Source organism: Bartonella florencae (genome assembly GCF_000312525.1).
GTDB lineage: Bacteria > Pseudomonadota > Alphaproteobacteria > Rhizobiales > Rhizobiaceae > Bartonella > Bartonella florencae.
The window spans coordinates 452,148-468,768 of the sequence record NZ_HE997451.1; the positions used below are offsets into that span (position 1 = coordinate 452,148).

A 16,621-nucleotide genomic window follows, 5' to 3' on the forward strand; every position below is an offset into this window, starting at 1 on the left:
AACCATTCACTTAATCTTATAGAGCAGCTCTTACCTGATTACAATGTAACTGACAGGCTCTTTCCACTCCATTACAAAAGATTATTTCCGTTCATAAACTACAAAACGTGTTGGATAATTGTCTTTATCCCCTTCTGGAATATATTGTGTTTGCACAATAGTCCACTTTTCTTTATCGAAAACAGGAAAAAAACTATCACCTTCTATAGAAGCGAGAACTTCTGTAAGGAATATCTTATCAGCAATACACAACCCTTGTTGAAAAATTTCACCACCACCAATAATAAAAATCGCATCTGCATCATTCTGAGATGCCACTCTTTTTGCAACAGAACAAGCTTGAGACACAGAATAAACAATAATAGCGCCTTCAGCTTTAAATTTACAATTACGGGTAATGACAATATTTGTACGCCCTAGTAAAGGTTTCTCAAGAGAATCCCAAGTTTTTCTTCCCATAATAACCGGCTTACCGAAAGTCAAAGCTTTAAAGCGTTGCAAATCTGTCGACAAACGCCAAGGCATGTCACCTTCATGACCAATAACACCATTTTCTGCAACCGCTGCAATTAAACAAATGGGCAAAGTCATACTGCTACCGGTGCCTTGATATGTGGCTGTGCTTCATAATTAAGCAATTCAAAATCCTCAAATTGAAAAGAAAAAAGATCCGTTACGGTTGGATTTATACGCATAAATGGCAAAGCATTAGGGACACGAGACAATTGACATTTTGCCTGTTCAAAATGATTAGAATAAAGATGCGCATCACCCAACGTATGAATAAAATCACCCACCTTAAGCCCACTCACCTGCGCAATCATCATTGTTAGCAATGCATAGGACGCAATATTAAATGGAACACCTAAGAAAATATCCGCTGAACGTTGATAAAGTTGGCAAGACAACTTTCCATCAGCAATGTAAAATTGAAAAAGACAATGACACGGAGGCAAAGCCATTTCTTCTATTAATGCGGGGTTCCAAGCTGATACAATCAAGCGACGAGAATCTGGCTTTTCCCTAATCATAGTCAACAGATTACTGATTTGATCAATATGTTGCCCATCAGGAGCTGGCCAAGAACGCCACTGATAACCATAGATAGGACCAAGATCTCCATTTTTATCAACCCATTCATCCCAAATTGATACACCACGTTCTTTCAACCATGCAATATTCGTATCACCTTTAAGAAACCACAAAAGCTCATAGATGATTGAACGTAAGTGCAGTTTTTTCGTTGTCAACAATGGGAATCCAGCCTGTAAATCAAACCGCATTTGATAACCAAAAACCGACCGCGTGCCAACACCGGTTCGGTCTGTGCGATCAACGCCATGATTTAAAACATGAGATAAAAGATCGAGATAGGCTTTCATATGGATATTATGGCCGATTCTATTAATTATAGAAAATAGAAACTTTAGAATTAATAAAAATATAATTTAAACTTCTCTCCTCTAACGATCTTGAACAAGAAATAAGTATGATTTGATTAAGTTTTTGACGCAAAAGATAAAATACTGTAGACAGGTTTTAAGGGGAATAACTATAGGGGGAATAAATCAACAAACACAAACAATAAAGGGATAGACTTCATGGAGAATGAAACAACTCTAGCACCGCATGATACAAGAAAACGTATCTTTGCTATAGTATCCAGTGCATCAGGTAATCTAGTGGAATGGTACGACTTTTATGTTTATTCCTTTACATCGATTTACTTTGCATCACAATTTTTTCCCTCAGATGATGATACGGTTACACAACTGTTAAAAACCGCAGGGATCTTTTTTATTGGTTTTCTTATGCGCCCAATTGGTGGATGGCTCTTTGGATACATTGCAGACCGTTATGGACGTAAACGCTCCATGCTTATTTCTGTTTTTATGATGTGTGGTGGTTCGTTCCTCATTGCTCTACTTCCTACCTATGAAACGATTGGAATGGCTGCAGCAGTTCTTTTACTTTTACTTCGAATGCTCCAAGGACTTTCTGTTGGCGGTGAATACGGCACTACAGCAACTTATATGAGTGAAATTGCTCTTAAAAATCATCGTGGATTCTTTAGCTCTTTCCAATACACGACGCTCATTGGAGGGCAACTTTTAGCCAGCCTTGTTATATTCATTCTAGCACTTTATCTCACTGAAGATCAGTTAAAAGCATGGGGCTGGCGTATTCCTTTTGCAATTGGTGGATTAGGAGCAATAGTTGCGATTTATTTGCGTCGTTCGCTTCATGAGACAACAACAAAAGAAAGTCGCTCTCAAAAACAGGCTGGGAGCCTTAGGGAACTTCTCTACACTCACAGAAAGGCTTTCTTTCTCGTTATAGGCTTTACAGCAGGAGGATCGCTCACATTTTATACATGCACCACTTATATGCAAAAATATCTGATCACAACCACCGGATTTGATAAACATACAGCCACAACTATAATGACGGCTGCACTTTTTGTTTTCATGTTACTCCAACCTGCTTTTGGCTTTCTAGCTGATAAAATTGGCACAAAAGTTTCACTCCTCATGTGGAGCACTTTATCTATTATCTTCACGATTCCTGGACTTAGAATGATTGCTAATACGGATAATGTGTGGACTGCTCTATGCATCATTATCGGAATGCTATGCATTATGAGCTTTTATACGTCCATTTCTGGCATTGTAAAAGCGGAAATGTTCCCCGCTTCAGTGCGCGCAATGGGCGTGGGGCTCTCTTACGCTATTGCCAATGCGATCTTTGGAGGATCAGCCGAAGCTGTCGCACTTGGATTAAAAGATTATGGATATGAATCACTCTTCTATTTTTATATAACCGGCATGATGATCATTGCATTTATCTCAGCTATCTTACTGCCAGATGCTCGGAAAAAGGGATATCTTCAAGGTGATGGCATCCATTAAAAACTTTACTATGCGAAATCAAAAGCCCTTAGAGGGCTTTTGATTGTGGAAATCATATAAATTCAATATTTTTAATTTTTTATATATACCCATCTCTCTTACTATAATTGGTATAATATATTCTTCTTGAAGATAAACTGTGGGAGGTAAATTTTCTTACCATATTATTATGTTCTTTTTTCTACTAAATTCAGTTTATTTAAGATCAAAAAGTCTTTGATTTATTTTAACAAGAGTCTACTTTTTACCAAAAGCAAAGAAAAAAAGGTTTTATTGATAACATCAAATACTATTGAAAATAACTTCTTTCCATGACAAAAACTACATTTACCCCATTTTGAAAAAATCTTTTTTGCAACAGTGTAAGCGTAAAAAATAAACAACAACAGCGCTTTCAGCTATAAATGCGTGGATTTCAAATGATTACAACATGGAAACACATAGCAAACAACACCCCAAAAACAAAAAAATCGTTTCCTCTAATAAAAACATTACAAATCAATGCGTTTAAATATTACAAATTTAGATATGAGAACGAGCACTCAATATACTCAATGATACCATTTTATATAATAACAGCAATTATATCAGCTTGGCAGTAATATACTCTATAGGCCTTGATATTGAAGACTTCATAGTGAAAAAAGATTCTTTACTGAATCATAAAAATTTGTTGCCTCTAAATAAATTACAAAATCAAAAGACAGATCAATATTATAGTATTATAGTTTTCTGCCTTACGACATAAATAAGGGCTTTTTAAAAACAAGAAAACATAATTTCAGTAAACCTTCTCAAAGAGTTTTCATAAAAAATAACTATTGGAGAATTGAATTTTGATGATAAAAACCTTAATCAACTTTCAATAAAAAAATAAACAATAAATCTAAAAGGGGAAAATTCATGAAAAGTGCAACCACTTTAGAACCACATGATACAAGAAAACGTATCTTTGCCATCATATCTAGTGCATCAGGAAATCTCGTAGAATGGTATGATTTTTACGCCTATTCATTTACGTCAATTTATTTTGCTTCGCAATTTTTTCCCTCAGATGATGATACGGTTACACAACTGTTAAAAACCGCAGGGATCTTTTTTATTGGCTTTCTTATGCGTCCAATTGGTGCATGGCTATTTGGATACATTGCCGACCGTTATGGACGCAAACGCTCCATGCTTATTTCTGTTTTTATGATGTGTGGTGGTTCATTCCTCATCGCCATACTTCCCACCTATGAAACTTTGGGAATAACAGCAGCATTCCTTCTCCTATTAGTCCGTATGTTTCAAGGTCTCTCAGTTGGCGGTGAATATGGTACAGCAGCAACTTATATGAGTGAAGTAGCTCTCAAAAATAAGCGCGGGCTTTTTGCTTCTTTTCAATATGCTACAACGATCTCAGGTCAGCTTCTCGCTAGTTTTACTATATTCATTTTAGCAATTTATCTCTCTGAAGACCAGTTAAAAGCATGGGGCTGGCGTATTCCTTTTATAATTGGTGGTTTTGGAGCAATAATTGCAATTTACCTGCGCAGTTCACTCCATGAAACAACCACTAAAGAAAGCCGCTCTACACAACACGCTGGGAGTATTAAAGAGCTTTTACGCAATCACAAAAAAGCTTTCTTTCTCATTATTGGCTTTACAGCGGGAGGATCCCTCACATTTTATACCTATACCACTTATATGCAAAAGTACCTGATCACAACAACCGGTTTTGATAAGCCCACCGCGACAACGATCATGACTGCTGCACTCTTTATTTTTGTTTTACTCCAACCACTCTTTGGTTCGCTTGCCGATAAAATTGGATCAAGAGCTTCGCTTATCAGTTGGGCAGGCTTATCTATTATCTGCACAATTCCTGTTCTTAAAATGATTGGGAATACCCATAATGCATGGAATGCACTATTAATCATTATTGGAATGCTCTGTATTATGAGTTTTTATACATCCATCGCTGGTATCATAAAAGCAGAATTGTTCCCCGCTTCAATCCGAGCAATCGGAGTCGGATTTGCCTTTGCCATTGGCAATGCACTGTTTGGCGGTTCTGCTGAATATATAGCGCTTGGATTAAAAAATATGGGATATGAATCTGTCTTTGCTTTTTACATCGTTGGTATGATGATCATTGCACTCATCTCTATTCTTCTTATGCCAGATATCAATAAAGGAGGATATCTCGATAAAGACGATAAAGCTTATTAAATTTCCCACAAAGAGCAAAAAGCCCAAGAAATTGGGCTTTTTGTAAGGGAGATACAAAAATATCCTTTTGATATTTTTTAGCTTTATGCACTATATTCAATTATTTAATCAACCGACAGCATGAAATCCTATAACAGATTGTAAGCTCTCTAGATATCGTATTTATCATCGCCAAAAGAACTATTTTAGTGCTTCTTTTACGAGTAATTGAGAACCTATTTCTTAACATACTTTCCCCCCCTCTAGATCCAATGCAATAACTTTTATCTTACTAGAAAAGCAAAACAAAGATCTTAAAACACAATTTTCATAAAAATTGCCATTATGCAATTGAATTTTAATGAAACACACCGTAAAAATTAAAAAAGAAAAAAATTATAGTTCTAAAAGGGGAACACTTCATGAAAAATGAAACAGATTCAGCATCACAGGATGCAAGAAAACGTATTTTTGCTATTATAGCGAGTGCAACAGGAAACCTCGTAGAATGGTATGATTTTTACATTTACTCATTTGCCTCGATTTACTTTGCCTCACAATTTTTTCCTTCAGATGGCGACACTATTACGCCACTCTTAAAAACTGCGGGAGTCTTTTTTATTGGCTTTCTTATGCGCCCTATTGGAGCATGGTTGCTCGGTTTTGTTGCCGACCGTTATGGACGTAAACGCTCGATGCTGGTATCCATTTTTATGATGTGCGGTGGCTCTTTTTTCATCGCCATACTTCCTACTTATGAAACTTTGGGAGTGACATCAGCAATCCTTCTACTTTTAGCCCGAATGGTGCAAGGACTTTCAGCTGGTGGTGAATATGGTACAGCAGCCACTTATATAAGCGAAGTTTCCCTCAAAAAGCATCGTGGGCTTTTTGCTTCTTTTCAATCTGGTACCCTTATCACAGGTCAACTTCTTGCCAGTTTTACTATATTTATTTTAGCAATTTATCTCACTGAAGATCAGTTAAAAGCGTGGGGATGGCGTATTCCTTTTGTGATTGGTGGATGTGGAGCATTAGTTGCGATTTATCTGCGCCGTTCACTCCATGAAACAACCACAAAAGAAAGTCGCTCTCAAAAACAGGCTGGTAGCCTTAAGGAACTTCTCACCAAACACACAAAAGCTTTTGTGGTAATTGCTTGCTTTGCATCGGGAGGATCTCTCACATTTTACACCTGTACGACTTATATGCAGAAATATCTGATAACAACTACTGGTTTTGATAAACAAATTGCAACAACGATCATGACTGCTGTATTGTTTATTTTTATACTCTTCCAACCCATAGCTGGTATCATAGCCGATAAAATTGGAACAAAAACTTTACTCATCATTTGGAGTATCCTCTCTGTCATCTCTACATTTCCTGGACTCTGGATAATCGGTAACACAGACAGTATATGGGTTGCTTCATCAGTTATTATTGGAATGCTCTGTGTTATGAGCATGTATACATCGATCTCTGGTGTCGTAAAATCAGCAATGTTTCCCGCTTCAGTCAGGGCAATAGGTGTTAGCCTCTCTCACGCCATTGGTAATGCCTTATTTGGTGGTTCCGCTGAATACGTAGCACTTGGATTAAAAAAGGTTGGATATGAATCTCTCTTTTATTTTTACATAACCGCTGTAATGATTATGGCATTTATAGCACTTCTCTTTGTACCAAGTATGCGTAAAGGAGGATACCTCCAAGACGATGAAAAACGTTAACTCTCTCTAATAAAATAAAAAAGCCCAAAAATATTGGGCTTTTTTTATCATTATCACAAATTTAATATTGTTTAAATTTTATGAAGTGCATTGAGTTGCTTAGCAATTAAATAATAAAAAGTCATACGACTTTTTCTACGATCTCCAGACATCATCTCTGCAACTTTTGCAACAGCCATTTTAGCACTTTTCTCATCAGCCCCTAAAACATCCTGAACCCATTTTTCAACACGTTCAACTTCTTTTGGATCTGATGTAGCAACAAGCGATGCATCTTGCTTTTTCATCACCAAAGCTAAACGATGCCCAAGCCGTTCTACTGCTGCTTTATCGGGGTTTGAGTCATATACTTTAATATCTGCTAGATCATTTGTCATTCTGCATCATCTCCTCTCCAAGAATGAGCGGCTGCATTTTACAACCACATCATAATAGCTGCATAAATAATTAGAGGATTAAAAATATTAACAAGCCCCCCTTTTCCAAAGACCGTTCTTCATCTATACTTAAAGGGCTGACTTATCAGCTATGGTAATAAATGGACAATGAAATAAACTCATTGGACCCGGGGGCGGTACCCGGCGCCTCCACCAAAGTATAAGGAACAGAAATTATATTTTGGTGGGGGCGAAACAGGATCGACAAGAGTGTAAAGATTGCTCTTTTACTCGGCATAGTACCACCGTTATCGGACTAAATGAGTAGTTGCAAATGACAACTATGCGGAAGCACGTCTCGCTGCTTGAAGCAGTGTGAATGTTTCAAATTAACTCTTAAACCGTCGCAGGTTTAAGCGGGGTTCGGAGGCACCTGGCAACAGAAGCCTTCACTTTTTTATAAATGTTATTAACTAATCTCTCAAATATGATTTGTTATAAGATTCCGTATTCTTTTTCAGTTAATTTAGGTGCATAGTAGAAAAAATATTGCTAGCTTAAGGAGACATTCTATTGCACAATATTACGCATGCTCATCTGCCACGTGAAATAAAAGGAATAAATTTCAATGGTTCAAGATCAAATCCGTTATGATATTCTCGTCCAAGATGCGCTTCGTGGGGTTATCCGTAAAGTTTTATCAGAAGTTTCCAAAGCAGGGCTTCCAGGAAATCATCATTTTTTTATTACTTTTTTGACAAATACTCCAGGCGTAAAAATTTCTTCTCGCCTTAAAAATCGTTACCCAGATCAAATGACAATTGTCTTGCAACATCAGTTCAGAGATTTAAGTGTTTCGGAAACCGCGTTTGAAGTGTCTCTCTCTTTTAGAGAAGTTACGGAAAAATTAGTGATTCCTTTTTCTTCTATTCAAGTATTTTATGACCCTGTAGCATCCTTTGAAGCAGCATTTGACCTTCCCTCAAATCTTGCAAGCGTAGAGAGTGAAAATTCAGAAAATAACGCATCTACACCTCTTGTTTTACCAGACAAACAAAAAAAACAAAGCGCGCTCCCAAAAGAGCAAAGTCTCAGTACAAACAAGGAAGCTTCAAACAATGATAGCAAACAAAGTGCTGATGTTGTCTCATTGGATTCCTTTCGAAAAAAATAAATATATTTGCTCATGACTGAACCAATTAACCTTCGTCAATTTCGAAAACAAAAAAAGCGTGCAGAAAAAGCTCTTCATGCAGAAGAAAATCGCTCTCGTTTTGGGAGAACCAAAGTTGAAAAACTTTTCGAGCAAAAAGAAGCTTTAAAGATGCAAAAATTTCTTGATCAAAATCGTTTATTGAGTGATGAAGAAGAGTAGAAAAAATGCATGGGGATAATTCTATCAATTGGTCAGAAATGATTCCACAAAAAATATCTGTTAGAATTGATGGACATGCAACCAGTATATCTTTAGAAAAACCCTTTCTCGATGTTCTCAAAGCCATAGCACGCAAAAGAAAACAATCTTTAGCCTTTATTATCACTGATATTGATAGCAAAAGACCACAAAAAGTAAATCTTTCGTCTTCATTACGCGTTTATGCCCTTCAAAGCGTTCTTACCCAACGTCTTTAATTTTCGCCATTATTTTTTGTGATCTCTTTACTTCTTATTCAAGCGAAGCTGTTGTGGCTTTTTTAAGAAAAGTTTTTTAGATCTAGCACTTAAATGAAAAAAAGACTACACAAAAGGTATAATGAACAATTTTTCCGATCCCATACCATTTTTTGAAGAAGATGCCACCTCTCTCCATAATGACAAGAGCTCTGGAGCCACTCTTCACACTGTAACGACAAAAGAACAAACACGATTGGGCACCGATTATTTAGAACAACTCAATCCCGAACAGCGACAAGCTGTAATGAGCACAGAAGGACCTCTGTTAGTTCTTGCAGGTGCTGGTACTGGAAAGACACGCGTTTTAACAACACGTATTGCCCACATTTTGCGCTCTGGGCTTGCATCTCCTCAGCAAATACTTTCTGTAACCTTCACCAACAAAGCTGCCCGTGAAATGAAAATACGAATTAGTGAACTTATTGGTGAAATTGTTGAAGGGATGCCTTGGCTTGGAACCTTTCATGCCACCGGTGCAAAAATTCTGCGCTGTCACGCAGAACTTGTTCATTTAAAAAACAACTTTACAATTCTTGATAGCGATGATGTTATCAGACTTTTAAAACAGCTTATTCAAGCGGAAGGATTAGACGATAAACGCTGGCCCGCCCGAAACCTTGCTATCATGATCGATGCTTGGAAGAATCAAGGGCTTTCACCAGAACGCATTTCAGAAAGCGACTCCCATTCCTTTGGCAACGGCATGGGACGTAAACTTTACCGTAGCTATCAAGAGAGATTAAAAAGTCTTAATGCTTGTGATTTTGGGGATCTTCTGCTTCATTCTATCTCTCTCTTTCAACATAATCCAGATATTCTTCACCACTATCATTCCCAATTTCGCTATATTCTTGTAGACGAATATCAAGACACCAATACAGCACAATATCTTTGGCTTCGTCTTTTAGCACAACAATCGAAAGAACGACATGTCAATCTTTGTTGTGTTGGTGATGATGACCAATCTATTTACGGATGGCGGGGTGCTAAAATTGACAACATTTTGCGTTTTGAAAAAGATTTTCCTCCTGCAAAAATCATTCGTTTAGAGCGCAATTATCGCTCAACATCCCACATTCTTAAAACGGCTTCTCATCTTATTTCTCATAACCAAGGAAGGCTTGGAAAAACACTTTTTTCTGCTCAAATAAAGAGTGAAGAAGAAAAAGTAAAAATTCATTCAGCATGGGATTCGGCAGAAGAAGCGCGCGCAATCGGAGAAGAAATTGAACGCGCCCAACAAGCCGGTCATGCCTTAAATCATATGGCTATCTTGGTACGCGCATCATTTCAAATGCGTGAATTTGAAGATCGCTTTGTAACGCTTGGTCTTAACTATCGCGTCATTGGTGGTCCTCGTTTTTATGAACGAATGGAAATACGTGATGCCATGGCTTATTTACGCGTTGTGGTCCAACCAGCAGATGATTTGGCTTTTGAACGCATTATCAATACACCTAAACGTGGCTTAGGAGATGCAACCCTGCGGCTTCTTTATGAGAGTGCGCGAGCCCGTACTGTTCCTCTCTTTTCTGCTGCCGCTGACATCATTGAAACAGATGAGTTAAAGCCTAAGGCACGCAGTGCTTTGCGAAGTATTATTGAAGATTTCCGCCGTTGGCAGAATATGCTGCAGTGCACCCCCCATAGAGAGCTTGCCGAAATCATCCTTGATGATTCAGGCTATACAATTATGTGGCAAGAAGATCGCTCACCAGAAGCAGCAACACGACTAGAAAACCTTAAAGAAATGATCCGCTCTATGGAACAATTTGAAAGCCTTCAGAGCTTTTTAGAACATGTTGCACTGGTGATGGATACTGAAAACAATGAACACACCGATGCGGTCAACATCATGACTCTTCATTCAGCCAAAGGGCTTGAATTTGAAACAGTTTTTCTTCCTGGTTGGGAAGAAGGGCTTTTTCCCCATCAGCGCTCATTAGATGAAGGTGGCCGTTTAGGATTGGAAGAAGAACGACGACTAGCCTATGTAGGGCTGACAAGAGCAAAAAAATATTTACATATATGGTTTGTATCCCATCGAAAAATTCACGGATTTTGGCAATCATCACTCCCCTCCCGCTTTCTAGATGAATTACCGGCAGAACACATAGAACCCATAAAAATGGAAACATCTTATGGTGGTTATGGAAAATCGAATTTTAAACAGCACGGTTCCTTTTATAGTGATTACGCGACACCACGACAACAACGTACACAAAAGAACATTGAAGGAAAGGTTATCGCCCAATCAGTCTCTGAGGCACCATCAAAGCTTGCAATTAATGATCGAATTTTTCATATAAAGTTTGGTTATGGTCATATCACTGCAATAGATGATCATAAATTAACTATTATGTTTGAGAAAGCTGGAGAAAAGCGCGTTCTGGATAATTTTGTAAGCAAAGCTTAAATTAAGCGTAAAGATAACAACATAACCTTTCCAAACAAAAAGCTATTTTTCATTTTATTTTGCATATTATCTCCATTTTTGAATAAAAGCCTCGATGGGAAGATTTTGCATATCAGGCAATGCGTTATAAATTTTATCAAGTGGCCAATTCCACCAAGTCATCCCCAAAAGTGTCTGAATCACCCCTTCTGAAAACCGCATCCGCAATGGCTTTGCAGGAACACCAGCGACAATCGTATAAGGGAGAACATTTTTTGTTACAACAGCGTTAGCACCAATAATAGCACCATGCCCAATTTTTACCCCAGGCATAATAACCGCACCATGTCCAATCCATACATCATGCCCAATAATAATACGTTTTGCACGACGCCTTTCACGAAAAGAATGATCTAACGGTATATAGCGGAAATATTCATTAGGACGATATGTTATCTTATGCGTTGAAATGCGCTCAATGGGATGCTCTAGTGCATTTATACGGACATGGGATGCAATAGAACAAAAACGCCCAATATCACTATAAATAGCTTCACTGTTACGCTCAAAGTAAGAAAAATCTCCAACCGTTACATCACGTAAAATCACGCGTTCATTAATTTCCACATAACGCCCTAACTTACAATCATGCAATCGTGCTGTTGTATTAATACGAGGCTCACTCTCATGGAAGCGAAGATCATTCTCAATATTCATATTACCTTCCATCAATTGTTTCATCAAAAGATATGGAAAGACATACCAACCAAACCCATAAAATCAACCATGAAACAAAGATTGCAAAACAAACGCACCAATGCTAGATTTTTTTAACACTTTTAAAAGAGACAAGCTATGAAAAATGTAATCCGCATCTTAGGACTAACAGTTATATTTCTTACAGGGATTTTTATTTACGATACATTGATAAATAAACCTTTAGGTGATGACTTTACTCTCACCGATTCAAATGGACAAACTGTTACGCAAGCTGATGTTCGCAGTAAACCTTCAATTATTTTCTTCGGTTTTACGATGTGCCCTGAAATCTGTCCTACGACATTAATGAATCTTGATCGATGGCTTACTGCCCTTGGTCCTAAGAGTGATAAATTAGGAAAATGGTTTGTGACTATTGATCCTGAACGTGACACCCCTGAAGTACTTCATGAATATCTCAGTAATTTTACCAACAAAATTACTGGTATTAGTGGAGATCCTGAAAAAGTTCATAAAATGGTCAATTCTTTCAATATCATTGCCGAAAAAGTACCTGGAACAGATGGAAACTATACTTACGATCATACAGCAGCAATTTTTTTACTCAAAAAAGGCGGGAAGTTAGCAGGTGTTATCCGTTATGAACCCAACGAGGACGATAATGAATTAAAAGACGAGATTGCCATTGAGCGACTTAAAAAACTTGTCTCAAACTAAATAAAAAGCCAATTATTAAAGAAAGAACAGGATGTCACAGCAAATTCGTCTGTATTATACTGCTTTTAAAAGTGAAGCAGAGCGCTTTTATACGCTTATGGAAACAGCTTTTGATGAAGAAGGATATCCTCTCGCTCTTACTGAGATAGATGAAAAAAATGCCATCTATGAACTTTCGCTCTATGTAAAAAAAGAAGACCAAGAGCGTGTTTTGCAACGTTTTGCACAGGTCCTTTCTATAGATCCTCATAAAATTAACCATGAAATTTTACCCAATATTGATTGGGTACAAAAAAGTCTAGAAGAATTAAAGCCGGTGCATGCTGGTCCTTTTTTTTTACACGGAAGCCATAACCGTAACGACATCCCACAAGGTGTTTTTCCCATTGAAATTGATGCAAATCAAGCCTTTGGCACTGGGCATCATGGAACAACGGCCGGTTGTTTGGAAATGATTGCCAAAATAATGCAACACGAAAATCCACAAAATGCCCTTGATCTTGGTACTGGCAGTGGGATCTTAGCTATTGGCATGGCAAAGCTCAAACCCATTACTATTCTCGCATCCGATATTGATCCCATTGCTATCAAAGTTGCACAACACAATATCGAACTCAATGGCGTAGAAAAATATATTACGGCAATTACAGCAATAGGTTTTGCCCATGATGAAATTGCATCACGTGCACCCTTTGATCTCATCATTGCCAATATCCTTGCCAATCCGCTTATTGAACTTGCACCAGAAATGGTTCAAGTTCTTCAAAAAGGTGGATCACTTATACTTTCCGGAATTCTTGAAGAACAACATGATCTTGTATTGAAAGCTTATGTAAAACAGGGTCTCAAACATATCGAAACATACCACCGTCAAGGATGGGTTACGATACATCTTAAATAAATGAAAAGGACGCTGTTATGTATCAATCTTTTGAAGCAACAACAGACCCAACGCATGCCCACGAGCGTATTTCCTCTCTTCGTAAAGAACTCGATCGTCTTGGGTTAGATGGCTTTCTTGTTCCACGTAGCGATGAACATCAAGGAGAATATGTTCCCCCACATGCTCAACGCTTGAGCTGGCTCACTGGCTTTACTGGCTCAGCGGGGATCGCTCTCATTTTAAAAAATAAAGCCGTCATATTTACAGATGGACGCTATAAACTCCAAGTTCGTCAACAAACTGATCCTCATATTTTTGAATATGAAGATCTCGTAACTTGCCCTCCCTCACAATGGCTTGAAAGAAATGGAGAACAACTTTCTATTGGTTTTGATCCATGGCTTCACACCATTGCCGCTATAGATACACTTAAAAAAACATTTGAAATAAAAACAGGTGGAAAGCTCATAGCAGTTCAACAAAATCCTATTGATCTTATTTGGCATGATCAACCACCACCACCGCAGTCTGCCTTATCGATTCATCCTCTTAAATATGCAGGATCGGATAGCGAGGAAAAGCTCTCTTTAATTCGCAACAGTATACAACAAGCCAGTGCAGATGCTTTTATTTTTACAGATCCCTCCTCTATTGCATGGATATTCAATATACGAGGCAATGATGTTTCCAACACACCGTTTTCTCTTTGTTTTGCCTTGATACCCATAAAAGAAACACCAGCCTTATTTATTGACAGCAAAAAAATTGATGAAGAACAAAAACAATATTTGAAACTTTATGCAAAATTATATGAACCAGAACAGCTTATCCCAAAGATCAAAGACTATATTCAAAAAGGCATAGTTTTTGCCTTAGATCCCCAGTTAACATGCGAAAAGTTGCGCACTGTACTTGAAGAAGATGACAAATTTTTCATCACACTGACCGACCCCGCCGCTCTACCTCGTGCCATTAAAAATAACACAGAACTAGAAGGTGCGCGAGAAGCACATCTGTGCGATGGTGTCGCTCTTACCCGTTTTTTTGCTTGGTTAGACAAACAAACACTAGGCACAATAAGCGAAATTTCTGCTGCTCAGAAATTAGAAGAATTTCGCATAAAGACAGCAAAAAACATGGGGAAAAAACTTGAAGATCTCTCTTTTGATACAATCTCAGCAGCAGGTGCAAATGGAGCTATTATCCATTACCGTGTAACGACAAAAACCAATAAACAACTCAAGGCTGGTGAACTTTATCTTGTGGATTCAGGTGGACAATACCGTAATGGCACCACAGATGTCACACGCACGGTCGCAATTGGGAATATTGGAGAAGAAGAAAAACGCTGTTTTACTCTTGTTCTTAAAGGCATGATTGCTCTTTCAACTGCATGTTTTCCAAAAGGAACACGCGGACAAGATATTGATGTTCTAGCACGCATTGCCTTATGGAAAGCCGGTTTCAATTACGCCCATGGTACGGGTCATGGCGTTGGTTCTTATCTCTCTGTTCATGAAGGACCACAAAATATTTCAAGTAAAGGATGTCAAGAATTGATTCCTGGAATGATTATTTCTAATGAACCTGGATACTATCGCGAAGGTGCTTTTGGTATTCGTATTGAAAATTTACTCATTGTAAAACAAGCACAAGAAATTGATGGTGGAGAGAAAGAAATGCTTTCATTTGAAACACTCACAAGTTGCCCCATTGATCGAAGACTCATTCTCCCAGAGCTTTTGACACAAGAAGAACGACAATGGCTCAATAATTACCATGCACATCTTTATCAGATGAATGCACCTTACTTAAATGAAGAAGAGAAAGAATGGGCAAAAGAAGCAACCATGCCTCTTTAAAGCAGCGCAGGCATCTTCTAGAAAAAATACTTACACTTTTTTCCAAGCAAAAATCTGCCTTTACTATGAAGAAATATATAAAATCTTTGCATCATCTTATCATCCTGAAAGACAATATTTTACAGCATTAAACAATAATTATAAATTGCCTTTCAAGATCAATAAATTGCATCTGATGAGGAAAAAAACGAGCATATACATCATGCTTGAGAGTCATTCCCCTAAACATAATGTCCCTCAATGAGCTGCAACCAAGCCTCTTCATCGATAACCTCCACACCTAATTCTTGTGCTTTAGTCAATTTTGATCCAGCTCCAGCTCCAGCAACAAGCAGATCCGTTTTTTTAGAAAGTGAACCAGAAGTCTTTGCCCCTAATCGCTCTGCCAACGCTTTTGCTTCATCGCGTGACATGCGCGTCAAAGTTCCTGTAAAAACAATTATTTTCTCCGCTACAGGCGAAGATTCTGTCAAAACAGGCTCCTCATCGAGAGGGGTTACTTCTTCAAGCAAAACAGCCAAAACTTCACGATTATGTGCTTCTTGATAAAAATCAACTATTGCCCCCCCTACCTGTGGTCCAATTCCTTCGATATTGGTGAGCTCCAGCCAAGCTTCATTGCCTTCTTTATTTTCCTTCTCACATGGTATGGTTGCCGCCATCACGGCTGTTTCAAAAGCCATATAACTTTGATAAGCACGTGCAAGACGGCGTGCATTGACCTCTCCAACATGTCGAATTCCTAATGCAAATAAAAAACGACTGAGAGGAATTTCTCGACGTGCATTAATAGCATCATAAAGTTTACGTACGGAAACAGCGCCAAAACCCTCCATATTTTCCAAACGTATCAAAGAGTTTTCTTGGCGCCGCTGTAAAGTAAAGATATCAGCTGGTGTATGAATCCGAAGTGTCTCTTCTTGAATATGAAAGAAAAACTCTACCTGTTTTTTCCCAAGCCCTTCAATATCAAAGGCATTGCGTGCCACAAAATGACGAATACGCTCAATCGCTTGTGCAGGACAAATAAGCCCACCAGTACATCGACGCACAGCTTCTCCATCTTCACGAACAGCATGACTCCCACAAGCAGGGCAGAGATGAGGAAAAACAAAGCAGAAGAATCTTTTTGTCGTTTCTCCTCAACAATATCAACAACTT

Annotated in this window: 14 protein-coding genes, 1 other RNA gene and 1 pseudogene; 11 read left to right on the forward strand and 5 right to left on the reverse strand. The window is 38.1% G+C overall.

Annotated elements, in window-relative coordinates:
* Positions 1 to 81: 81 nt before the first annotated feature.
* Both BN202_RS02075 and BN202_RS02080 read right to left on the reverse strand, forming a co-directional pair.
* Positions 82 to 591 (reverse strand): dihydrofolate reductase, encoded by a 510-nt coding sequence (locus tag BN202_RS02075; protein ID WP_019218860.1) that lies wholly within the window; start codon positions 589 to 591, stop codon positions 82 to 84.
* Positions 588 to 1,382: a thymidylate synthase gene (locus BN202_RS02080; RefSeq protein ID WP_019218861.1), complete on the reverse strand. Its 795-nt coding sequence runs from the start codon at positions 1,380 to 1,382 to the stop codon at positions 588 to 590. Before BN202_RS02080 ends, BN202_RS02075 begins: the two co-directional genes overlap by 4 nt.
* Before the next feature lie 219 nt (positions 1,383 to 1,601).
* On the opposite strand from BN202_RS02080, the gene BN202_RS02085 reads away from it, so the two are divergent.
* The 3 genes from BN202_RS02085 (at position 1,602) to BN202_RS02095 (ending at position 6,832) form a co-directional block, all read left to right on the forward strand.
* Positions 1,602 to 2,909 carry an MFS family transporter gene (locus BN202_RS02085; RefSeq protein WP_019218862.1) on the forward strand — a complete coding sequence of 436 codons (1,308 nt, stop codon included), beginning with the start codon at positions 1,602 to 1,604 and terminating at the stop codon, positions 2,907 to 2,909.
* Between the two features lie 903 nt (positions 2,910 to 3,812).
* Complete coding sequence (locus BN202_RS02090; RefSeq protein WP_019218863.1) at positions 3,813 to 5,123, forward strand: MFS family transporter; 1,311 nt, start codon at positions 3,813 to 3,815, stop codon at positions 5,121 to 5,123.
* Between the two features lie 401 nt (positions 5,124 to 5,524).
* Entirely contained in the window at positions 5,525 to 6,832 is a 1,308-nt protein-coding gene (locus BN202_RS02095) for an MFS transporter (RefSeq protein WP_019218864.1), read from the forward strand.
* A 71-nt stretch (positions 6,833 to 6,903) separates the two neighbouring features.
* Here the strand turns inward: BN202_RS02095 and BN202_RS02100 are convergent, their stop codons facing one another.
* Positions 6,904 to 7,209 (reverse strand): DUF2853 family protein, encoded by a 306-nt coding sequence (locus BN202_RS02100; RefSeq protein ID WP_019218865.1) that lies wholly within the window; start codon positions 7,207 to 7,209, stop codon positions 6,904 to 6,906.
* Between the two features lie 97 nt (positions 7,210 to 7,306).
* Between BN202_RS02100 and ssrA the strand changes: the two genes are divergently transcribed.
* From ssrA to BN202_RS02120, 5 genes are all read left to right on the forward strand, one after another.
* Positions 7,307 to 7,663, forward strand: a transfer-messenger RNA (tmRNA) gene (gene ssrA / locus BN202_RS09395).
* Between the two features lie 174 nt (positions 7,664 to 7,837).
* Positions 7,838 to 8,383 (forward strand): SspB family protein, encoded by a 546-nt coding sequence (locus tag BN202_RS02105; RefSeq protein ID WP_019218866.1) that lies wholly within the window; start codon positions 7,838 to 7,840, stop codon positions 8,381 to 8,383.
* Positions 8,384 to 8,395: 12 nt separating this feature from the next.
* Positions 8,396 to 8,584 carry a DUF4169 family protein gene (locus BN202_RS02110; RefSeq protein WP_019218867.1) on the forward strand — a complete coding sequence of 63 codons (189 nt, stop codon included), beginning with the start codon at positions 8,396 to 8,398 and terminating at the stop codon, positions 8,582 to 8,584.
* Between the two features lie 5 nt (positions 8,585 to 8,589).
* Positions 8,590 to 8,841, forward strand: coding sequence for a ribbon-helix-helix domain-containing protein (locus BN202_RS02115; protein ID WP_019218868.1), 252 nt, complete (start codon positions 8,590 to 8,592; stop codon positions 8,839 to 8,841).
* Positions 8,842 to 8,962: 121 nt separating this feature from the next.
* The gene (locus BN202_RS02120; protein ID WP_019218869.1) at positions 8,963 to 11,299 is read left to right on the forward strand and encodes an ATP-dependent helicase; all 2,337 of its coding nucleotides are present in this window, start codon (positions 8,963 to 8,965) and stop codon (positions 11,297 to 11,299) included.
* A 66-nt stretch (positions 11,300 to 11,365) separates the two neighbouring features.
* Here the strand turns inward: BN202_RS02120 and BN202_RS02125 are convergent, their stop codons facing one another.
* A complete protein-coding gene (locus BN202_RS02125) occupies positions 11,366 to 11,995 on the reverse strand; it encodes a DapH/DapD/GlmU-related protein (protein WP_034986959.1) in 630 nt (209 codons plus the stop codon).
* 138 nt (positions 11,996 to 12,133) lie between these two features.
* Between BN202_RS02125 and BN202_RS02130 the strand changes: the two genes are divergently transcribed.
* Genes BN202_RS02130 through BN202_RS02140 form a run of 3 tightly spaced genes read left to right on the forward strand, consistent with a single transcriptional unit; the run spans position 12,134 to position 15,460 of the window.
* Positions 12,134 to 12,715 (forward strand): SCO family protein, encoded by a 582-nt coding sequence (locus BN202_RS02130; protein WP_019218871.1) that lies wholly within the window; start codon positions 12,134 to 12,136, stop codon positions 12,713 to 12,715.
* Between the two features lie 31 nt (positions 12,716 to 12,746).
* Positions 12,747 to 13,616 (forward strand): 50S ribosomal protein L11 methyltransferase, encoded by an 870-nt coding sequence (locus BN202_RS02135; RefSeq protein WP_019218872.1) that lies wholly within the window; start codon positions 12,747 to 12,749, stop codon positions 13,614 to 13,616.
* Positions 13,617 to 13,633: 17 nt separating this feature from the next.
* Complete coding sequence (locus tag BN202_RS02140; protein WP_019218873.1) at positions 13,634 to 15,460, forward strand: aminopeptidase P family protein; 1,827 nt, start codon at positions 13,634 to 13,636, stop codon at positions 15,458 to 15,460.
* A 221-nt stretch (positions 15,461 to 15,681) separates the two neighbouring features.
* Here BN202_RS02140 and BN202_RS02145 read toward each other — a convergent pair.
* Positions 15,682 to 16,621, reverse strand: a pseudogene (locus BN202_RS02145) (helix-hairpin-helix domain-containing protein); the annotation flags it as partial.